This is a genomic window from Flavobacterium sp. Leaf82 (genome assembly GCF_001422725.1).
Lineage (GTDB): Bacteria > Bacteroidota > Bacteroidia > Flavobacteriales > Flavobacteriaceae > Flavobacterium.
In genome coordinates, this window is the sequence record NZ_LMMA01000012.1 from 140,314 (window position 1) to 161,678 (window position 21,365).

General features: G+C 33.9%; 24 protein-coding genes. 4 read left to right on the forward strand and 20 right to left on the reverse strand.

Annotated features, from left to right (window positions below; genetic code table 11):
* Nucleotides 1-71 precede the first annotated feature (71 nt).
* Complete coding sequence (locus ASF10_RS09180) at nt 72-599, reverse strand: DUF6646 family protein (protein ID WP_056247984.1); 528 nt, start codon at nt 597-599, stop codon at nt 72-74.
* 48 nt (nt 600-647) lie between these two features.
* The gene (locus ASF10_RS09185) at nt 648-1,382 is read right to left on the reverse strand and encodes a metallophosphoesterase family protein (protein ID WP_056247987.1); all 735 of its coding nucleotides are present in this window, start codon (nt 1,380-1,382) and stop codon (nt 648-650) included.
* A 141-nt stretch (nt 1,383-1,523) separates the two neighbouring features.
* On the opposite strand from ASF10_RS09185, the gene dinB reads away from it, so the two are divergent.
* Nucleotides 1,524-2,606, forward strand: coding sequence for a DNA polymerase IV (dinB, locus tag ASF10_RS09190; protein WP_056247989.1), 1,083 nt, complete (start codon nt 1,524-1,526; stop codon nt 2,604-2,606).
* Nucleotides 2,607-2,695: 89 nt separating this feature from the next.
* Nucleotides 2,696-3,190: a PAS domain-containing protein gene (locus ASF10_RS09195; protein WP_056247991.1), complete on the forward strand. Its 495-nt coding sequence runs from the start codon at nt 2,696-2,698 to the stop codon at nt 3,188-3,190.
* Nucleotides 3,191-3,324: 134 nt separating this feature from the next.
* On the opposite strand, the gene ASF10_RS09200 is transcribed toward ASF10_RS09195, so the two are convergent.
* The 11 genes from ASF10_RS09200 to ASF10_RS09255 form a co-directional block, all read right to left on the reverse strand.
* On the reverse strand, nt 3,325-4,929 hold the full coding sequence (locus tag ASF10_RS09200) for a fumarate hydratase (protein ID WP_056247993.1): 1,605 nt from the start codon (nt 4,927-4,929) through the stop codon (nt 3,325-3,327).
* A 73-nt stretch (nt 4,930-5,002) separates the two neighbouring features.
* Complete coding sequence (locus tag ASF10_RS09205) at nt 5,003-5,728, reverse strand: hypothetical protein (protein ID WP_056247995.1); 726 nt, start codon at nt 5,726-5,728, stop codon at nt 5,003-5,005.
* A 151-nt stretch (nt 5,729-5,879) separates the two neighbouring features.
* Nucleotides 5,880-6,341, reverse strand: a complete 462-nt coding sequence (gene tnpA, locus ASF10_RS09210; protein ID WP_056248000.1) for an IS200/IS605 family transposase — start codon at nt 6,339-6,341, stop codon at nt 5,880-5,882.
* Nucleotides 6,342-6,785: 444 nt separating this feature from the next.
* Entirely contained in the window at nt 6,786-8,225 is a 1,440-nt protein-coding gene (locus tag ASF10_RS09215; protein WP_056248003.1) for a nucleoside recognition domain-containing protein, read from the reverse strand.
* 110 nt (nt 8,226-8,335) lie between these two features.
* Nucleotides 8,336-9,409: a winged helix DNA-binding domain-containing protein gene (locus ASF10_RS09220; protein WP_056248005.1), complete on the reverse strand. Its 1,074-nt coding sequence runs from the start codon at nt 9,407-9,409 to the stop codon at nt 8,336-8,338.
* Nucleotides 9,410-9,428: 19 nt separating this feature from the next.
* Nucleotides 9,429-9,866, reverse strand: a complete 438-nt coding sequence (locus tag ASF10_RS09225) for a hypothetical protein (protein WP_056248009.1) — start codon at nt 9,864-9,866, stop codon at nt 9,429-9,431.
* An 8-nt stretch (nt 9,867-9,874) separates the two neighbouring features.
* Complete coding sequence (locus tag ASF10_RS09230) at nt 9,875-10,588, reverse strand: 3'-5' exonuclease (protein ID WP_056248012.1); 714 nt, start codon at nt 10,586-10,588, stop codon at nt 9,875-9,877.
* Nucleotides 10,589-10,780: 192 nt separating this feature from the next.
* Complete coding sequence (locus ASF10_RS09235; RefSeq protein WP_056248016.1) at nt 10,781-11,257, reverse strand: methylated-DNA--[protein]-cysteine S-methyltransferase; 477 nt, start codon at nt 11,255-11,257, stop codon at nt 10,781-10,783.
* Between the two features lie 174 nt (nt 11,258-11,431).
* On the reverse strand, nt 11,432-12,277 hold the full coding sequence (locus ASF10_RS09240) for an SDR family oxidoreductase (protein ID WP_056248018.1): 846 nt from the start codon (nt 12,275-12,277) through the stop codon (nt 11,432-11,434).
* 201 nt (nt 12,278-12,478) lie between these two features.
* Nucleotides 12,479-12,934, reverse strand: a complete 456-nt coding sequence (locus ASF10_RS09250) for a GNAT family N-acetyltransferase (protein ID WP_056248024.1) — start codon at nt 12,932-12,934, stop codon at nt 12,479-12,481.
* Nucleotides 12,919-13,821, reverse strand: coding sequence for a LysR family transcriptional regulator (locus ASF10_RS09255; RefSeq protein ID WP_056248026.1), 903 nt, complete (start codon nt 13,819-13,821; stop codon nt 12,919-12,921). The genes ASF10_RS09250 and ASF10_RS09255 overlap by 16 nt, the downstream gene beginning before the upstream one ends.
* A gap of 141 nt (nt 13,822-13,962) precedes the next feature.
* Here ASF10_RS09255 and ASF10_RS09260 point away from each other — a divergent pair, with 141 nt between their 5' ends.
* Complete coding sequence (locus ASF10_RS09260) at nt 13,963-14,358, forward strand: rhodanese-like domain-containing protein (protein WP_056248028.1); 396 nt, start codon at nt 13,963-13,965, stop codon at nt 14,356-14,358.
* A gap of 56 nt (nt 14,359-14,414) precedes the next feature.
* On the opposite strand, the gene ASF10_RS09265 is transcribed toward ASF10_RS09260, so the two are convergent.
* From ASF10_RS09265 to ASF10_RS09280, 4 genes are read right to left on the reverse strand one after another with little or no spacing between them, the layout of a single operon-like run.
* Nucleotides 14,415-14,834 carry an SRPBCC family protein gene (locus ASF10_RS09265; protein ID WP_056248031.1) on the reverse strand — a complete coding sequence of 140 codons (420 nt, stop codon included), beginning with the start codon at nt 14,832-14,834 and terminating at the stop codon, nt 14,415-14,417.
* A gap of 10 nt (nt 14,835-14,844) precedes the next feature.
* Nucleotides 14,845-17,238, reverse strand: coding sequence for a M28 family peptidase (locus ASF10_RS09270; RefSeq protein ID WP_082472410.1), 2,394 nt, complete (start codon nt 17,236-17,238; stop codon nt 14,845-14,847).
* A gap of 6 nt (nt 17,239-17,244) precedes the next feature.
* The gene (locus ASF10_RS09275) at nt 17,245-17,592 is read right to left on the reverse strand and encodes a hypothetical protein (RefSeq protein WP_056248037.1); all 348 of its coding nucleotides are present in this window, start codon (nt 17,590-17,592) and stop codon (nt 17,245-17,247) included.
* Nucleotides 17,589-19,118, reverse strand: coding sequence for a carbon-nitrogen hydrolase family protein (locus tag ASF10_RS09280; protein ID WP_056248039.1), 1,530 nt, complete (start codon nt 19,116-19,118; stop codon nt 17,589-17,591). Before ASF10_RS09280 ends, ASF10_RS09275 begins: the two co-directional genes overlap by 4 nt.
* A gap of 177 nt (nt 19,119-19,295) precedes the next feature.
* Here ASF10_RS09280 and ASF10_RS09285 point away from each other — a divergent pair, with 177 nt between their 5' ends.
* On the forward strand, nt 19,296-19,628 hold the full coding sequence (locus tag ASF10_RS09285; RefSeq protein ID WP_056248040.1) for a single-stranded DNA-binding protein: 333 nt from the start codon (nt 19,296-19,298) through the stop codon (nt 19,626-19,628).
* An 87-nt stretch (nt 19,629-19,715) separates the two neighbouring features.
* Here ASF10_RS09285 and ASF10_RS09290 read toward each other — a convergent pair whose 3' ends face one another.
* The 3 genes from ASF10_RS09290 to ASF10_RS09300 form a co-directional block, all read right to left on the reverse strand.
* Nucleotides 19,716-20,408: a DUF2461 domain-containing protein gene (locus ASF10_RS09290; RefSeq protein ID WP_056248043.1), complete on the reverse strand. Its 693-nt coding sequence runs from the start codon at nt 20,406-20,408 to the stop codon at nt 19,716-19,718.
* 92 nt (nt 20,409-20,500) lie between these two features.
* Entirely contained in the window at nt 20,501-20,686 is a 186-nt protein-coding gene (locus tag ASF10_RS09295; protein WP_082472411.1) for a hypothetical protein, read from the reverse strand.
* A gap of 81 nt (nt 20,687-20,767) precedes the next feature.
* Nucleotides 20,768-21,286, reverse strand: a complete 519-nt coding sequence (locus ASF10_RS09300; RefSeq protein ID WP_056248048.1) for a ferritin — start codon at nt 21,284-21,286, stop codon at nt 20,768-20,770.
* Between the last annotated feature and the right edge of the window lie 79 nt (nt 21,287-21,365).

Consider the following 21,365-nt stretch of genomic DNA (forward strand, 5'->3'; position numbering starts at 1 on the left):
TTTGAATTAGTAAAAACGAAAAGCCTCGCAATTTTAATTGCGAGGCTTTTTTATGATTAAATAGCAATTGCTTACAAATTAAATGAAGCTCCTAAGCTAAAAGTAGCCTGATTGTTTAAATGATCAAAGACACCATCATTATTACCATATTTTGCAATTGGAAAACCAATTTCTGTGAAAACACCAAATCCTTCAGTAAAGAAGTAACGACCACCTACATGACCTCCAAAATTATGTAATCCCAAACTTAAACCAGGGTAAACATCAAGTTGCTCTACGCCAATAACACTGCTTAAATTAGCATTAATTCTTGCTTTAGCATCAAAACGATCGCCAAAATCAGGTTTGTAGTCCGTGTAAGGAGTTGGATTGTTGTGATAGAAACCATTAAAGTTATCTACGCCTAATAAGTAATTAGCAACAAAACCAAAAGAAAAATTTTCTCCTAAACCAAAATCAACAGAACCCTGAACTCCTGAACCACCATCTTGAAGATTAGCACCAACGTTAACTTTAACATCTCCTTTGCCTTTAAAAGCTTGTTGAGCCTGCGTGAACCCAAATGATACTAAAAACAAAAGTGTAATTACCTTTTTCATAAACTTAAATATTAATTATTTTAAAATGCAAAAATAGTTTTTTATAGATTAATTCCTACCTTTTTCGTTAGAATACAACTCATTTAACGGATCACTTTGCCAGAATTCCTTGGTATCGACATTCATAATCGTTAGAGGACCTCTAAAGGCAGCGCCAGTATCTACGTTCCAAACACATGCTTTTTGAACCGGAACAGTTTTTCCTATTCGGGTAACCGGAGTGTGGCCAATGTAAATTTCTTTATAGATAGTAAAACGCTTAGGATAATATAAATCATCAGGTTTTAAATGAGGATCTAATGAAAGTGCGGTTTCCCAGAGCGTTCTGTCCCAATAAAACAGTTTTGGAAAATACTCCCAAATTACACCGCTTAAGTTTGTGAATCCGGCATGAACAAAAAGTCGGTTTTCGTCATCCAGATAATAATCCTTCAGCGATTCAAAAAACGCAATATGTTCCTTTTTTCTTTCAGGAGAGATTTTAGAATATCCTTCAACAGTGGCTTTTCCGCCATGTTTGTACCACATTTCTTCATCAAGATCTTCATGTCTGTTTTCCAGCCAGTCTAAAGCAAGCTGATCATGATTTCCTCTAATGCAAATGCAATTTTGTTTGGTTTTAAGATCGATTAAAAAATCAATAACTTCTGCCGACTGGCTCCAGCCATCAACATAATCGCCTAAAAATATAAGAGTATCTTGTGTAGTAATTTCGGCTCTTTTCAACACTTGCTCAAGTGCGAGTAATCCTCCGTGTATGTCGCCTATAACAAATGTTCGCATTTTTAAATATTTCGGGTAGTAACTACAAAAATAAATAAAATGATTTGTTTGGAATCATTTAGTTGTTAATCTTTAAAAATTGATACTATTTATAACTATAACTACGCTCTTTTTATTGCTTTTACTGTTTAAATTTGCATAATGTCTGATACGCCTACATATCGAAAAATAATCCATGTTGATATGGATGCTTTTTATGCTTCGGTAGAGCAAATGGATAATCCTGCTTTACGCGGAAAACCCATTGCTGTTGGCGGTTCAGAGAATAGAGGAGTAGTTTCGGCAGCGAGTTACGAAGCTCGTAAATTTGGTGTTCGAAGCGCTATAAGTGGCGTTTTGGCGAAAAAATATTGCCCTGAGATTATCTTTGTACGTCCGCGTTTTGATCGCTATAAAGAAATTTCGAATAAAATTCATCAAATTTTTCATGATTATACTGATTTGGTTGAGCCACTTTCGCTTGACGAAGCTTATCTGGATGTAACCCAGAATAAAAAAGGAAATCCAAGTGCCAGTTTGTTAGCAGAGGAAATTCGATTAAGAATTTTTAATGAAGTGGGAATTTCAGCTTCGGCGGGAATTTCAGTCAATAAATTTGTTGCCAAGATTGCCAGCGATGTCAATAAACCAAACGGTCAAAAAACGGTAAATCCGGATGAAGTCGAAGCTTTTTTAGAAGAATTACCCATTAGAAAGTTTTATGGAGTAGGAAAAGTAACCACAGAAAAAATGTACCAATTAGGAATTTTTACCGGAATTGACCTTAAAAGTAAATCGGTAGAATTTCTCGAAAAACATTTTGGCAAATCAGGTGCTTTCTATTATAATGTAGTTCGCGGAATTCATAATAGCGAAGTAAAATCACATCGAATCACCAAATCAGTTGCGGCAGAAAATACTTTTGATGTCAATCTAACATCCGAAATTTTTATGCTTGAGCAACTGGATACGATTGCGACTTCATTAGAAAGACGATTAAAAAAACACAATATCTCCGGTAAAACAGTTACACTTAAAATTAAATACAGTGATTTTACGCAACAAACCCGCAGTAAAACTTTGCCCTATTTTATTTCAGATAAAAGTCTGATTCTCGAAACAGTAGAAGAATTGTTGTATCAGGAACGTATGAAAGACTCTGTTCGATTACTCGGAATTTCCCTTAATAATTTAAATACAGAAGAAAAAAAAGCAGTAGTTGTACAATTAAAATTCTCTTTTTAATTGTGATTAAACAATCGTTAAATAGACGAAAAATCGATTTTATGATGAATTTTCGTTCTACCTTTGAGTAAAACATTAAATTATTTCAAATGAAAAAAGCTAATTCTGATGATGTTTCACATCGTAATTCAGTTCCAATCCTTGCATGGGATTTTCATTATGAATATTTAAATGAACTGAAAGCCGTTTTTGCCGATTTAAAGCGAGTAAATAAGATTTCGAATCAATATACCTGGAACGAGAAAAATCTCGAAATAGAAGAGCGAATTAAAGACGAAGTTATTTTGGTTACAGATCTTGAGTTAAAAATTGTTTTTGCCTCAAACGGAATAAAAAGAATGACCGGTTATTCTGAAGTTGAAGTATTGGGAAAAACACCAAAAATATTTCAAGGTCCTAAAACTTCAAAAACTGTTTTAAAAGAGATAAGAGAAGCAATCAAATTGCAAGTTCCTTTTGAAAAAACAATCCAAAATTACAGAAAAGACGGTCGAACCTATAAATGCAAAATTAATGGAGCTCCTGTTTTTAACCTAAAAGGACAATTGACACATTTTATAGCTTTTGAAAAAGAAGTCGCGTAAAAAGCTTAACCGCAAAGTTCGCAAAGGATCTACGGAAGGTTTGCAAAGTAAATAAATAATAAAACCGCCCAAAATAGGCGGTTTTTGTATGAAAAAAAACTTAGTAACTCAGCACCTTAATAGCTAAAAAAAAATTATAAATTTTCAAAAAAATCATTTCCTTTATCATCAGTAATAATAAAAGCAGGGAAATCCTTAACGGTAATTTTACGAACCGCTTCCATTCCTAATTCTTCAAAATCAACAACTTCAACTTTTAGGATGTTATCCTGAGCTAAAATTGCTGCCGGACCTCCAATAGAGCCTAAGTAGAATCCGCCATATTTATTACAAGCATCAGTTACTTGCTTGGTACGATTTCCTTTTGCCAGCATAATCATACTTCCGCCATGTTTCTGGAATTCATCCACATAAACATCCATACGTCCTGCAGTTGTAGGTCCAAAACTTCCTGAAGCCATTCCTTCCGGAGTTTTCGCAGGTCCTGCATAATAAACCGGGTGATTTTTAAAATATTCCGGCATTGGTTTACCAGCTTCTAGTAATTCCATGATTTTTGCGTGCGCAATATCACGGGCTACAATTACAGTTCCGTTTAGTTTTAAACGAGTTTTTATTGGATATTGAGTCAGTTTAGCCAAGATATCAGCCATTGGCATATCAAGATCAATTTCTACAGGAGCTTCTAAATGTGGAGCTGTTTCTGGTAAAAATTGCTTTGGATTAACTTCTAATTGCTCAACAAAAATTCCGTCTTTATTAATTTTTCCTTTAATGTTTCTATCGGCAGAACAAGAAACTCCCAATCCAACCGGACAAGAAGCCGCGTGACGAGGCAAACGAATTACACGAACATCATGTGTAAAGTATTTTCCACCAAACTGAGCGCCAATAGCACTTTCCTGACAAATTTGCTGCACTTTCGCTTCCCATTCGATATCACGAAAAGCCTGACCAGAAATGTTTCCTGAAGTAGGCAAATGGTCATAATATCCTGCTGATGCTTTTTTTACAGCGCTTAAATTCGCTTCCGCAGAAGTTCCTCCAATTACTAGAGCCAAGTGATAGGGCGGGCAAGCCGAAGTTCCTAAATCCTTTATTTTTGTTCGAATGAAAGCATCCATAGATTTTTCATTCAATAATGATTTTGTTTGTTGATATAAATAAGTCTTATTTGCTGATCCTCCGCCTTTTGCCATGAATAGAAACTCGTATGAAGTTCCTTTTTTAGCATAAATATCAATTTGCGCCGGAAGATTTGATCCTGAATTTTTTTCTTCAAACATCGAAATTGGAACAATTTGTGAGTAGCGTAAATTACGTTTTTGGTACGTATTAAAGATTCCTCTGCTCAACCATTCAGCATCATCAACACCTGTAAAGATGCTTTCCCCTTTTTTTGCCATTACAATTGCCGTTCCTGTATCCTGGCAACTTGGTAATTGACCTTCGGCAGCGACCGAAGCATTTTGTAATAGATTATAAGCCACAAAACGATCGTTGTCTGTTGCTTCAGGATCGTCAAGAATTTTACGAAGTTTTTGCAAATGTGTAGTTCTTAGCATGAATGAAACATCTGTCAAAGCTTCTTCTGCCAATAATTCTAATCCCTTTGGATCAACGGTTAAAACTTCACGGTCTCCAAATTTTTCAACTTTCACAAAATCAGAAGTAATTTTGCGGTACTGCGTTTCATCCTTTAAAATAGGATAAGGGTCTTGGTATATAAAATCAATCATTGTTTTGTTTTTGACAAAGTTAGAAATTATTTACCTAAGAAAGAATTTGAATAAGCCTTGTTTTTATGGTGTTTTATTCTTGTTTGTGAAAGTCATCAAAACTCATTTTTTTCTCGAAGTACGTCTTGTCTTTTGCAGAAAGTAATTGACTTTTCCAGCGATTTCCGCTTAAGCGAAACACCATTGAATCGGAGTGTTTTACCGTGCCCATGTTTTCGTCGTTATCATCAGGTTCAAAAGAAACTGTTTTGCAATAGAACGATTCAGCATTTGCTTTTACAGGGTTTTCAAATTCGACCCAACTTCCCCAGCCGCTGTCAGACATCGTATACCAATCGTAAACCAATTGTGTTTCGTTATTTTTAAAATAATACAAATAATGGCTTTGATTGTAACCGCAAGCCGGATATCCAAAACTTATTTGAATAAAAGGAGAACTTTTGGCGCTTTCAGTTCCTAATCCGTAGATAGCAGACCATTCTGATCCCTTATCAACACCTTCAATAGTGATTTTTGAAGAAGTAGTTTTAGTTTTATTCTGATAAAAATCAAGTTGGTATTTTGCCGTTACAATACTGTCTTTGTCTGCTTTTTGATCTAAAAGATGAGCCAGAATATAATTATCCTTCGATGTTTCTCCATAATCAGAAATAGAAATCGTATCTGTTTTTAAGAAATTGTCTTTTTCCGCAATCACTTCTTTTTTACTTTCCGGAAGTTTGTCAACTAGTTGATTTACTGGTTTTGGTTTTTGGCAACCAATTAAAAGGCATAGAATAAAAAGGTATTGTGGTTTCATGAATTGTGGTATTATTGTTTTTGTGTTCAACTGGACTGAAGTCCAGCCTTACAATATAAATCATTCCTTCGGAACTTTAAATAAAGAGCCATCGGCTCGACCCATATTGTAGGGCTGGACTTCAGTTCAAATAAACCGGGTTTAAATATAATTATATTAAATTTTCAAATAAACATTTTTTATCAAATTTGACATTGTATTTATCTAAAAAAGATGAATATTCATCTTTGAAATTTTGTTTTTTGTGATGCTCTTCTTGATTAGCAATATATTTATAAACAGCATCAATGTGGGGTTTACTATAAGAGAAAACTCCGTAACCTTCCTGCCATGCAAATTTATGTGTTGTTAGGTGATGATCATTTATAAATTTTGACGATTTCCCTTTTACAATTTTCATTAATTCCGAAACAGAAATAGTTGGTTTAAGACTTAAAAGACAATGAACATGATCTTCGACGCCATTTACTATAATGGTTTTGCAACCTGTTTCATTTATTAAATTTCCAATTACACTTAATATTTTAGATTTACATTCATTAGTGATAAGCGCTTCTCTATATTTTACGGCAAAAACTGCCTGAATATATACTTGATGAAAGGTATTTGACATTTTATATTTATTTACAACGATTTAAATTTCATTTCAATAATACAAAATATTCTTACAAAAAATCATTTATTCTAACGTTTAAACCGGATTAAAATCCGGCCCTACAATATAATTCGTTCCTTCGGAACTATAAAAAAGCCATATACTCGATTTTCTATTTTAAACCGGATTAAAATCCGGCCCTACAATATAGTTCGTTCCTTCGAAACTATAAAAACTATGTACTCAATTTTCTATTTTAAAGCAGATTAAAATCCGGCCCTACAATATAGTTCGTTCCTTCGAAACTATAAAAAAACCATGCAATCGATTTTCTATTAAACCGGATTAAAATCCGGCCCTACAAAATAATCCATTCCTGCAGAACTCTAAATAAAGAGCCATCGGCTCGCTCTATATTGTAGGGCTGGACTTCAGTCCAGTCTGATCGAATGGTTTAAATTATTAAAAAAACCAAGTCGCCACAAAGATCGCCGTAATCACACAAATTAGATCCACCAAAAGCATTGTGCCTAATGCGTAACGGGTATTTTTGATATTAACAGAACCAAAATAAACCGCAATTACATAAAAAGTACTTTCGGCACTACATTGAAAAATACTGCTTAATCTTGCCGTTAAAGAATCTGCACCAAACGTGTTCATCGAATCAATTAAAAATCCTCGGGAACCTGCAGAACTAAATGGACGAAGCATCGCTACAGGCAATGCGTTTGTTATTTCTTTGCTTACTCCCATATTCGAGAAAACAAAAGCGATTCCGTTACTGATAATTTCAAATAAACCACTATTTCTAAATAACGAAATAGCGACTAACATTCCCAATACATAAGGAAAAATAGTAACACCCGTTTTAAGTCCGTTATTAGCTCCAACTACAAACGTGTCGAAAGGAGTCGTATTTGCATCTATAAATTTCTTTTCGTTTTTAAAGGCAAAAATCAAAGTAAAAGCAATGATTCCAATTAATATTAATCCGGAAAGGTTAGAGGTAAAGTAATTTTTACCAATTAGATCCAAGTGATTCACATACATCAATAACCCAACAATTGCAGCGATTAATCCCATTAAGACGATGAGAAGAGAAGCGCTTTTAAAATTGATTTTTTGTTTGATACCCACAATTAAAAAAGCTGCAATTGTTCCTATGAAAGACGTAATGATACATGGCAGCATTACATCAGCAGGATTACTTGCGTTTGCAGCAGCGCGATAACCAATAATCGAAGTCGCAATTAAAGTCAGACCAGAAGCATGAAGGCACATAAACATGATTTGAGCATCACTCGCTTTGTCTTTGTCAGGATTTATTTCCTGTAAACTTTCCATGGCTTTTAATCCAAATGGAGTTGCAGCCGAATCTAACCCAAGGAAATTAGCAGCAAAGTTTAAAGTCATGTATGATATCGAAGGATGATTTTCAGGAATACTTGGAAATACCTTTACAAATACCGGACTCAATACTTTAGCTAATTTTCCAGATGCTCCTGAAACTATTAAAAGTTCCATTAATCCGCAGAAAAAAGCTAAATAAGCAATAAGTGGTAATATTAAATCGACCAGAGTACTCTTGCAAGTTGGCAATAAACCATCGGATTTTTGAAGACCACTGAAAATTTTTACAGTTTTGTTTTTATAAACATAAGTAGTATCGGCATTTAGAGTGTCACGATTGATAATCATGCTTTGATCCGGTGCTTTTTTAATACTGTCTTTGATAAAAGCAGGAAGTTCGTCGATGTATTTTTCAGAAACTAAGATAGGATCATCCTTCTTTCCATTTATGACTGAATCAATGGTATAAGTGTTGGCAGTAAATAAACTGACTACAATAAAAATAATTGAAGAAATAAAAATCGTTAACCAAAATCTACTTAATACCATAATGCTAATTTTTTGTAAATGTAATTATTTAGCAATAATATGCATAAAGATTTTATAGTTGAAACATCAAGTATTTATTATAAAACCTAATGATTTAATGAAAAATCAATTTATTCGATAATGATTTTGGTTTCCAGATAGTTTTCGAAAGCTTTTATTCCTTCAAACAAAATCTCTTTTTTTGAAGTTTCTGTTTCATTAAAAAATTGTGTTTCTATTTTTGCAACATCCTTTTTAATTGTTCTTTTCCAGGTTCCAATTACTTTTGAATCTTCAAGAATAATCGGTTTAAAAATGCCATTATTGGTAAAAGCTTTAGATTGATGTTCTAAAAGAATTGAAGCTTCACGAGATTTATAAGAGATTAAAATTTCATCAAAAGCGGGAAGAAAGTGTACACTTTTATGATTTGAATTACTGTTAGTTGATTGATTAACAAGCCAATATGTTTGGCTGTTTATTTCAACCGAAGTCATTTGCAACTCAATTGCATTAATGATAGATTTACAGATTGTTGGCGAAAAACCCGACCACCACGAAAAATCAAGTAATGTTGCCGGACCATGACTTTCAAAATAACGTAAGGCTAATTTTGCCAGAGCTTCTTCTTTTGTTAGTTTAGATTTTGGTTTAGAAACCCGTTCTTCCAATAAAGCATAAGTAATTTGTTTGCCTTTCATTTTGCCATTACAAACAAAGCCGTCAAGTTCTGCATTCATCATAATTGCGGCACTCAAAAAATCTTCGCTTGAAGTTTTCTTGATATTAAGTTCCTGCATAATTTCATCGCGGGTCAAATGATTATTTCCGCTTAATATCTTTTCGATTACAGAATTTGCCTGATCTAATTTCTTAGCATCAAATCCATATTTACTAGCCGACGAAGTGGTGAATCTTTTGACTTGTGGTGCAGAGAGTTCCAACATCCAATAAATATCTTCAGCAGCTACAAAATGCCAGGTTGGTCTAAGAATATGAGTTCTGATAATTTTTGCTGAATTTACAGCCTCTTCAATTTCTTTTTCGGTCGAATCGCAACGTGAACCAATTGCCCATTTCGCCATTGTATAATCCTGAGCCTGCATGGCACCCAAATGCCGAACAATTTCTTGTGGAGAATTTTGGCTTGTTTTATTGAGTTTTTGAGAAACAATACGATAATGAGATATTTCCTGATGTGTCATTTTTTTAAATTAATTAGAGTTAATTAATTGTCTTTATACGATTATCAGGTATTATTTTAAGTTGTAACGATAATAGAACAATTTGTTGTGACACTAAAATGTAATAACCAAATAATAAATCATCGTCAAAATTACGGCTGAAACCTATTAAAAGAAGTGTAAGAAGGGAAAATAAGTTTATGATAATCAGAGCTATATGTTTCTTATGAGAAAATAAAATTACTGGGATTATAATAGAGAGGATAAATAAACTTGAAAATATAATGTCAAGGATATTTACAAAGTCTAATTTTAAAATGGCTAGATTTTTTATATAAGCTTCAAATAAGTTTTGGTTGTAAGAATGGACAATTGAGGCTTCATACCCACAGCCAATAGCGCTTTCTTTATTAAAAGGAAGGAAAATTGAAATAAATCCAATTAGAAATAGACAATAAAATAGAATTTTGTTTTTCATAAATAATCCTATACATGAATAATTTCATCATCTATCAATAAATCTTCACGACGCAAACGCAGGAAAATTTGCGCTACTGCAATCGTATCTTTTTCGCAATACGTTACAATTCGATCAATATCTTTTTCTACATAATAAACATGTCCAACCTGACTTCCGTCGATATCTCCTTTTGGAGAAGGAATGCCAAGGATTTTAGTTAGTAATTTTAAAGAAGTAAAATGTTTGTAATCGCCAAACTTCCATAATTCTAAAGTATCTAAATGTGCAATTTCCCAAGGTTTTTTTCCAAATAAATTCAGTTTGTCCGGAATCGCAATTTGGTTGATAATCATTCTTCGGGCAATAAACGGAATATCAAATTCTTTAGCATTATGTCCGCATAAAATATGTTGTGGCTGATTGTAATGATTGTTCAGTAAATTATTAAAATCCTTTAAAATCTTCTTTTCATCGCCAAAAAACGATGTTACTCTAAAATTCCTGATATCGCCTTTGATAGTAAAATAGCCAACCGATATGCAAACAATCTTCCCGAACTCTGCCCAAATTCCAGCACGATCGTAAAATTCTTCTGGTGTATAATCCTCTTTTCTTTGATATTGTGTTTTATGATCCCAAAGCGATTGCATTTCTGCATCAAGCGAATTAAAGTTCTCCTCTTCAGGAACCGTTTCTATATCGAGAAATAGAATGTTGTTAAGGTTTATTTTTTCAATCATATTTTTTCCAGTGGTTTTGCCACGAGTTTCATAAATTACACTAATTCTTTGCCGTTATAAATATACACAAATTTGATTTTTATCTACTATCAATCATTTTTTTTGAATGAATTTTCTTAAATAAAATGTAATTATTGAAAAAGCTTAATAGAGAAAAAATTAGTATAATTCGTGAATTCATGCTGAAAAAAACTAGAATAAACTCTGCTGAGTTGTTGGGTTTTCATGTTCGAGAAGCCATTTCTTGCGGGATAATCCTCCGGCATAACCAGTTAAAGAACCATTTGTGCCAATAACCCGATGACATGGAACCACAATCCAAAGCGGATTTTTACCATTTGCTGATGCAACGGCTCGAATCGCTTTTACATCGCCAAGCTTTTTGGTTTGATCCATATAACTAATGGTTTTTCCGTACGGAATTTCTAATAGTGATTTCCAGACTTTCTGCTGAAATTCAGTTCCTTGTGGATTAAGTTTGAAATCGAAGTCGGTTCTTTTTTTATTGAAGTATTCCTCAAGCTGAGAAACAGCTTCTTTTAAAACTTTCGGAATTTCCTGAGAAACTTCGTTTGTACCAACATCAGAAACGGAAATTACAGAAACACCATCTTCGTCCCCAACAATTTTGGTGATTCCTAAAGGCGAGTTGATGTATACAGTTTCCATGTTTTTTTACTGTAAAGTTCGTAAAGTTTTTTAAACCATATAAGTTATAAAAGTAATTTAAGCTTATAGTTTTTTATCACAGAGATTTTTCTTTTATCTGATTTTCATTCTGAGCGAAGTCGAAGGCTTATGAAACGTGGGCTTCGACTTCGCTCAGCCTGACATTGTGGACTTTTAGTAATTTTCTAAACTAAACTGGTAACTCAAACTATTTGTGGTTTTTTCGCTCGAAATAACCTTTTTGATATTTGATTTTTCAGCACTAAACTTCGGTAAAACCAAATTTTGATTTTTTGCTTGTTGCGTATAATATTCTTCTCTTGTGGGATGAAAAGGAGCAACAGCATTAAAAACCTCATTCCATTTTGATTGATTGATGATTTCTTCAATGATTCTGATGCAATCATCCTGATGAATTAAGTTTACAGGAGCGTCTCGATTTTCGAGGTTTTCTTTTCCTGCCAGAAATTTTACCGGATGACGATCTTCGCCAATCAAACCTCCAAAACGCAAAATTGTAGTTTCGAAGTTTTGATTTTTTTGAAGAATAGCTTCCGCCAAAAGCAATTGTTTGCCGCTTTCGGTTTCCGGATTAGGATTTGTTTCTTCTGTTATAAGCCCATTTTCATCGCCGTAAACAGAAGTTGAACTTACAAAAAGCACTTTTTTTACCGCTGATTTTTCTATAAACGGAATTAGGCTTTCTATTTTTTCTACAAAAATCTTTCTGTAGGGATCTGAAGAATCAGCATTAGTTCCTCGTAATTTAGGCGGAATATCAATAATTAAGATTTCACTATTAGCTAAAAAAGCATTTATACTTTCTGAAAAACTTTCGCTTTCAAGTGCTGCTTCGACTTCGCTCAGGATGACAATAAAAGGATTTATTCCAACATTTTCTAAAACCGAAAGTTTGTTTTCAGAAGTTGTTGATCCGTTTACCGTATATCCTTTTTCGATTAATTTTTTGGCTAAAGGCAAACCTAACCATCCGCAGCCTAATATGCTTATTTGTGTCATTTTTTTTAAGGTTCAGAGGTTTTTAAAGATTCAAAGGTTTAGAGATGCAAAGTTACAAAGGTTTTGTCATCCTGAGCGAAGTCGAAGGACACACAAGTAATTCTATAAAGATTGGCGACTTACTAAACGGAGCTTTTTACGTATCCTTCGACTTCGCTCTGGATGACAAGTTTAAAGAAAACTTTGCGCGACTTTGCGGGATTATTTTTTTAGATCCAACGTAAATCGAACTTTATCTTTTCCTTTTGCGCCAATTCGGTTATAGAATTTTATCGCTCCTTCGTTAAATTCAGGCGTTTGCCATTGAATGTTGATGCAGTTTTTTTCGATTCCTTTCTGTTTTAATTTTTCGATTAAGATTTCACCAATGCCAAAATTTCTGGCTTTTGGTTCTAAAAACAAACAATCCATATAAATGAAAGTTGCTGCATCCCAAGTCGAAAAATCAAAAGTATACGATACATAACCCACAATGGTTTCGTTTGTTGCTACAACTAAACAAAACAATTTTGGATGTTCACCAAACAAAGCTTCTTTTAACTTTTGTTCTTTTCCTTCCAGAGAAAAATCGGCTTTCTCGTATTCAGCATGTTTGTGACATAAAATGACCAGTTTTGGCAAATCAGAGAGTTCGCAATTCCTTATTGAATATTCCATTGCAGGTTGATTTCGTTTTGTAAAAAAGTAATAAAGTGATAGAAATAGTCCGGATATTGCTGATTTTCCCGAATCGCGATAAAGTGTTTTCTTTTCAAACCATTCTTGCCAATTTTAATGGCTTTAATTGGATTGTTTTTTAAATGTGGTAACAATGCCCATTTTGCCATAGACATAACGCCCATATCGGCTTTAACCATTTCGAGAGAAGCTTCGGTCAATGGGAGCGGAGTAACCTTTTTGGGAGTTACTTTGGCTGGAGCCAAAACAAACTGATGAATCGTAACCGTTTCCATAGGAAGAGAATGAATCAGTAGATGTTCGTTTACAAAATCTTCGGCAACTACATATTTTTTATTTGCCCAGGCATGATTTTCAGAAACAGCCATGACAACTTCATCCTGAAAAAGTTCGATATACTTGATGTTATTGTCTTTGATCTGATCGCTGATAATGGCAATATCAATTACATTTTCGAGTAATTTTTGTAACGGAATATGTGTTGCTTCTGTTACGATTTTCAAGTCGACATTGGGATATAAAAGGTGAAATTGTTTTAAAACCGGTGGCAGCCAGTGGTAACTCGAAAAACATTCTGTACTAATTCTGATTTCGCCATGTTCCCCATAAACCATTTGCTTGATTTGAGATTCGGTTTTCGTGAGCTTTTCCAGAATTTCATTGGCAAGTTCATAGATTTTTTCGCCTGCTTTGGTTAAAACCAACTTTTTATTGGTTCTTAAAAAAACAGGAGTTCCCAATTGATATTCGGCTTCTTTAAGTTGATGGCTTAAGGCTGATTGTGTCAAATGCAATTTATCTATCGCTTTGGTAATGCTTCCTTCTTCAACAATTGCTTTTATTAATCGTAAATGACGAATTTCCATCTTTTGAAAGTTAGTACACAAAGAAACAAAAATTTAGAATGGGTTTTCTATGAAATAAAGTAATCAAGTTGATGAATTCTTTTCGTTTTTATCGAAAGATTCCTTCGACTACTTTTGAAAAAAAACTATAAAACTATAAAAATGGAAGATCAAATTAAACACTATGAAAATAAACTGGCATTCGAAATGGATCCTTCGGATTTATTTGATGCCTTAAATAACGGCGAGAAAATAATTGCTTTAGACGCCAGAAAAGCTTTTGGTTATGAAGCAGAACATATCCCGACAGCGATTAATATCCCGCATCGTGAAATGACAATCGAAACTACTAAACATTTAGACAAAGAAGTTTTATATGTAACGTATTGCGACGGAATTGGCTGCAATGCTTCGACAAAAGGAGCTTTGAATATGGCAAAACTTGGATTCAGGGTAAAAGAATTAATAGGTGGAATCGAGTGGTGGAAGTTTGACGGTTACGCCACCGAAGGTACAAAAGGAAAACAATCCGGGTTAAGGATTGAATGTGCTTGTTAAATGAAAAAGGGCAGGTTTCTATTTGAAACTTGCCCTTTTGTGTTTTTATTCAATCGCTATAATTCGATTAAGGCTTTTAGACCTTGAAGAATTGGATTTTCTTCGCCTTGTGGTCTTTCCTGAACGGCGCCGGAGCGATTGTCTTCCTGAATGATTTCAAGTTTTATTTTCTGATTTTCTTCAGATAGAATATAACTCATTATAAAGTAATTCTCCGGTTTGTCTTCTAGTTCCGGTCTTGGGAAAAATAGAGAATATTTGATTTTCTTATTTGTAACAACTTCTAAAATGGTTCCCCATTGTTCAAAAACCTGACCTTCCCATTCGTTTTTAAATCTTATTTCGTTACCAATTTTCCAATCTGTAATTAAATCACTTCCGTATTGCCATTGTTTGACTAATTCTGGCTTTGTCAATGTGTTCCAGACTTTATCGATTGGAGCGTCAAGATAGATTGTTGAAATATTTGTTGCCATAACAAGTGCTTTATTGTGGTTTTACAATAGGTTTTAAGCTGTCTTTTGCAGTAACAGTACTATCTTTTACTACTCTTGCGGCTGGAATAGTGGCTACTGGCGCTGTATATTTTTTTATTTTCTGCTGAATTAATACCGCATCGTTCAAGACAAAAGGAGTTGGCATCATCCAGTCGCTTCTTGGTTTTATCTGCAATAACGGATTTGTCATTAGATCGAAAGAACTTTCGATTAAATCCATGTCAAAAATAGACGATTTATTAATGTAGAATTCCATTACAAGAGGTTCGTTGCCCACAACATAATAACAGATAATTTTACTGCCGTCGCGTTCTAAACGATTTCCTTTTTGACCAGAAGTTGAAACTCCGTTAGCTTTAAAATTAAACAAAGTCATTTTTGGATTCGCATAAATATCATAACGATTCACTTTTCTGTTTGGAGTAATTTTAATCTTCAGATATCTATTATTCCCTACAACACTGTCTTTTAAGAATGCAATTGTAGGTTTAGGAATTTCGACAACCGGAGCAATTGCGCTGTATGTAAAGCCTGAATTGTATTTACTTGTAAGCGGAAGAGCATTTAAACCCACAGCTTTTTGATTTTTTTCTCCCAGATAGGACTTAGTCCATTCGTCTAAATTCACATCATAAGTTGCCCAAAGTGCAGAGTTTGTATTGGTATTATAAATATATAGCAAACTGTTTGATTTTGCTTTTCCGTGTTCATAACCGGAATGATAACCTGCATAGATAAAAAATCCTATGGATACAGCGAAGAAGAACATTGTCCAGGCTCCTTTTTTAAAGAACGCTCCAAAGATTGGCAGTAATAATCCAAAAAGAAGAACAGTAAGAACTGCACTGCCGTAAAGAATTTTAAGTCCCAAACCTACAGGAAACATTACTATAAAAGGCGCTACAATGGCTAATGCTGGTATGCTAAACAGCAAGTTCATGCCCAGACTGTAATGCTGAGTAAGAACGAAAATACCGAATAACAGAATTCCAAAATAAACCGGAATAATCAGGAAACCCGCGCCAGTTAAGCTATTTGCTAAAAATGCATTTATAATAATCCAAAGCAATAAAGGTGCTACAAAGTGATTCATTGTAATTTTTGCTTCTGAAAAATGATGATAAAAAGCAAAAGAAACAGCAATACTTAACGTTACAAAAGCGCCAATATAAGCGTGACCATTATAAGTAAACCCATTAAGGAGATCTGAATATTGAGGGTATATTTCTAAAATAATTTTCCAGCCCAAAAAGGTAACTAATCCAGAAATAACGATTGATCCCAAAAGCGGAACAAATCCTCTAAAAATTTCCCTGAAAGTAATAACACGTTTTGCTTTGCCAATAAAGATAAAAAGAATCAATAACCCTAAAGCTATAACGGTCATTGGAAAAACCCAGCTAAACGGATAATTTATAAAGGCAAAAGGAGCACTAAAATAAACATTGTCTCCCGTAGAGTCTGTTTTATTTAAGTCAGCATTCGAAAAATATTTTAATAAAGGCATCAGGTAAGTTCCCTGATGAGCAAGAGTTGTTTTGCTTAAATGCTGAACATCGTCTTGTTGCGTGTGGTAATTGTAATGTCCGTCGATAAAGGCAAAATTGAATCCTTGTATCTTTCCTTGTTCTCTGAAAACCGTTAGATCAGTATCATTTGGCAGCATTTTGTAGATACTGTACATCAAGGAATTTGAAACCGGATATTTAGTTTTTGCATTAGAAAATTCTTTTACCAGAGCTTCATTGCCTTTGTTGGTTTCCATTAGCATATAACTTGGTCCTGAAGAACCTCTCGCTTCAAAATTAATGACCAGACCAACTTCTTTTGCCCAAGGATGTTTGTTTACGAAAAGTGCGGCTCCATTAAGTCCTAATTCTTCGGCATCAGAAAAAAGAATAATGATGTCATTTTTATGGGGTTGCTTGGCGTATAAAAAAGCACGAATCCCTTCTAATATTGTTGCTACTCCTGAGGCATCGTCGCTTGCACCTTTAGAAAATGAATGCGGCGCACTGTCATAATGTGATAATAATAATAGTGCTTTTGAATTGTTTGTCCCTTTTATTCGTGCCAGTATGTTTTTAGATTTTACTAAAAGGCCTTTACCGTTAAGAGTAAAACCTTCCTGAACAGAAGTTTCTAAGCCAATCCTGTTAAGTTCAAGTTTTAGATAATTCGCAACCAGTTCATGATTGGTTGAACCAACATAGTGTGGTTTTTGAGCGATAATTTCTACTTGGTTCAGCGCTCTTTCGGTAGAAAATTCTGCAAGAGCTTCTTCGTCTTTCGAAATCCATTGTGGCATCATCGAGGCGTATATGATGCCTAGAATTGCTAAAACGCAGACTATGGCCAGAATTGAGGTGGGGTTTTTCTTCATTACGTACTATATTTCTTTTTTAACAAGCATAAAATAATCATTGTCCAAAGATCGATATCCCTGATCATACAGAAAATAGTAGGTATTTCCTGTTTTGGTCTGCAAGATATTAGTAAAGAATTCGAAATCAAAACCTTTATTGATCATTTTATCTCGTGTTGCTTTAGATTTTCCGTCAGTATTTAATTCAGACAAAATACGGTAATTTTTTCGTAATTTGTTGTTTACATTCCGCATGAAATTATTACTATCCTTATTTATTTTATTGTTGTAAGCATTTCTACAACTGTCTGAACAGAATTTTTTGTCTTCACGGCCAACAATTTTTTCGGAACACTCGAGACATGTTTTCATGCCTCGATCTTTTTTATTTCGTATAAATCAGTACGTCGATCTTTTAAAATCCTGACACTTCCGTGTTCGTGAAGTTGTTTAAGTAAGTTTAAATCGACATCAACAATCAAAGTCATTTCAGTATTAGGAGTTGCCTCGGCTTTTATACCATTACTTGGAAAAGCAAAATCCGAAGGTGTAAATACAGATGCCTGCGCATATTGAATGTCCATATTATTTACTTTTGGCAAATTACCAACACAACCGGCAATAGCAACATAACATTCGTTTTCTATCGCACGTGCCTGAGAACAGTGTTTTACTCTGGTATAAGCGTTTTGAGTATCGGTTAAAAACGGAACAAACAAAATATTCATTCCTTCGTTAGCCAGAATTCGCGAAAGTTCCGGAAACTCAACATCATAACAGATCAGGATTCCAATTTTACCGCAATCCGTATCAAAGGTTTTAAATTGTGATCCGCCTTTCATTCCCCAATGTTGTACTTCGTTTGGTGTAACGTGAATTTTGGTATACATTTCTGATGTTCCGTCTCTTTTACACAAAAAGCCAACATTATACAAGTTTCCATTTTCTAAAAGCGGCATACTTCCGGTAATAATATTGATATTATAAGAAATAGCAAATTCCTGAAAACGTTTCCTGATTGGGTCAGAATATCTGGCAAGTTCACGAATGGCTTCAGCTTCAGATAAATGATTGTAATCTGCCATTAAAGGCGCAATAAATAATTCCGGAAATAGTGCAAAATCAGAACCATAACCAGAAACAACATCGATAAAAAACTCTGATTGTTCAAAAAATTCTTCCAGATTATTTAACTGACGCATTTGCCATTGCACCAATCCTAAACGAATGACGCTTTTTTCAAGATTGATTAGTTTTGGACTTTCATCATAATAAACATTATTCCATTCTAAAAGAACAGCAAATTCTTTAGATTCTTCGTCACCTTCCAGATAGTTTTTGATAATTCTCAATACGTGAAAATCATTACTTAACTGAAATGAAAGTACTGGGTCGTGTAATTCTTTGTGTTTTACTTTGTCGATATAAACTTTTGGGGTCATTTTTTTTGCATGCTGAGAATAATTTGGAATTCTCCCTGCAAAAACAATCGCTTTTAGGTTCAATTGCTCACAAAGTTCTTTACGAGTATCATATAAACGGCGGCCTAAACGCAAGCCGCGATAATTAGGGTGGATAAAAACGTCTATACCGTACAATATTTCCCCATCCGGATTATGGGTTGAAAAACTATAATCGCCAATAATTTGTTTGTAGTTGTGTCTCTTATCGACTAATTTTTCATCGACAATTAGCGATAATGCTGATCCTACAACTATACCGTCAACTAATATAACAAGTTGGCCTTCAGGAAATATTGATAGTAATTTTTTTATGTCATTAGATCTCCAGTACGAATTTGCCATTTCTGGATAAGATTCAACCATTGAATTTTTTAACTGCTGATAGTCGTCGAATTCTAAATTTCTTAATTCGACTTTATTGATTTGTGTTTGCATTGTAGTATGATTTCTGTTAAATATACAAAAAAATGATTCCATTTACAAACGCTTACAAATAGTTACAACCGAAAGTAATTAGTTTACAACCGATTAATTTTTTGAACCCGTCGCATCTTTGCCTTGTTGAATTTGATAAACGAATTCTATTACACGAACATTTAAATATTATACGCCATGAATGCAATGAAAAACAGAGTACAATTAATTGGTAATGCAGGAAATGATCCGGAAATTAAAACATTGGAGAACGGAAGAAAACTGGCACATTTAACCATTGCCACAAATGAAAGATATACCAATGATAAAGGTGAAAAAGTAGAACAAACCGAGTGGCATCGTGTTACTGCATGGGGAAAAACTGCCGAAATTATAGAGAAATATGTAGTAAAAGGCAAAGAAGTTGCAATCGAAGGAAAATTAACCCACAGAAGTTACGATGATAAAAACGGTGAAAAAAAATACGTGACCGAAGTTATTGTGAATGAGATTTTGTTGCTTAGTAAATAACGTTTAACCAAATTTGATATTCAAACCCGACAGGTTTTAATCCCGAGACTTCGGGACTGTCGGGTTTAATATTGTTTTGAAATGTAATTATAAAATAGAAGCTCCATTAATATCCGTTGTAAGTACTTCACTCATATAATCTAAAAAAGGGCGCATGTTTTTACAAGTTTCCAACGCCTGTTCTAAAAAAAGCGGACTTAATACTTCTTGATCTGTGAAACGTTTCATAATCAAAAACTGCTTGTAACGAAGCAAATCGATAGCTTTATGATTTACGTCATAACCTTTTGGTGCTGTTTTAAGCTGTTCGCCTTGTAAAGTGCCGAAAGTATCAACAAAGGATTTTGATTTCAGTATCTTTTGCATTGGTTCAGGATCGTGGGCAAATTCGCTTCTAAGGCGCTTTAAATCCGCAGCATTTGGTCCCCAGAAAGCAGCTGCGACAAAACTGTTTCCTTCTTCCAGATGAAAATAATATCCGCCGCGTCTTTCCTTTGTTGCTCTTGTAAAGCTGCCGCCCCAATAGTTTTTAAAAGGGGTTTTGTCTTTGGCAAACCGAATATCACGATAAATTCTATAAACACTTTTTTTGCCGGAAGCTGTTTCTAAAACATCGGTTTTAGAGAGTTCCTCAAGCAAAGCACCTGCAAACGTTTCAATATGATTTAATTCTTTTAAATAAATGGGTTTATTTGCCTCAAACCAGGGTTTATTATTGTTCTCTTTGAGTTGGGTCAAAAAATCAAGACTGGATTTGGGTATTATAATTTTGTTTTTCATAATTGAATTTGGCGTGTTATTAAAATAAAAAGAAAATGATACTTTAAACTAAAAACCCACCAAATTTCTTGGTGGGTTTTGTATATATTTTGTTAAGCAGTTTTTTTGAATAAATCAAACATAGGACAACGCGAGCAGCGTTTCTTTTCGCTTTTTTTGTATTTCTCACAACAAGAAGATTTACAGTTTTCCAACTTTTTAATCTTGTCAAGGATAGCTGAATTCTTCTTTTTCTTTTTATCCTTTTTTTTGTCCTTATCTTTTTCTTTCTTGCCCAATTTTCCTCCGTATTTAAAAACAGAAGCAAATATAAAAGAAAAATGTTATTTTTATAAATTCTAAATAAACTTTAACTTTTTTTATTTTGGGTTAATAGCAATTGAGCTTGTAACCGTTAATTGCTGAATATCACGGTCGAACAAATAAAGTCCACCTTTATCATCTCCAATTAAGTTGATTTTGTCTAAGATAGATTTAGCTGTTGCTTCTTCCTCGATTTGTTCAGCTACATACCATTGTAAGAAATTATGAGTTGCATAATCTTTTTCTGAAAAAGTAATGTGTACCAATTCATTGATAGATTCTGAAACAAAAATTTCATGGTTATAAAGAGTTTCAAACATTTCCTTGAATGTAGAATAAGATGTTTTTGGCGCTTTAAGATCTGTAATCTGAGCGTGACCTCCGCGTTCGTTGATATACTTAATAAGTTTAAGCATATGTGCTCGCTCTTCGTCTGATTGTGTGTACATAAATTGCGCAATTCCTTCTAATCCGTGTACTTCAGCCCAACAAGCCATAGCAAGGTAAGTTTGCGAAGATTCTGCTTCTATGCGAATTTGCTTGTTTAAAGCTGCTTCTATATTTTTCGATAACATAATAATGACTTTTTTGTAAAGTTAGAAAAAATAATCCATTCCCTTTTTTTTGAAATCCAGAAACACAAGACATTGGGAT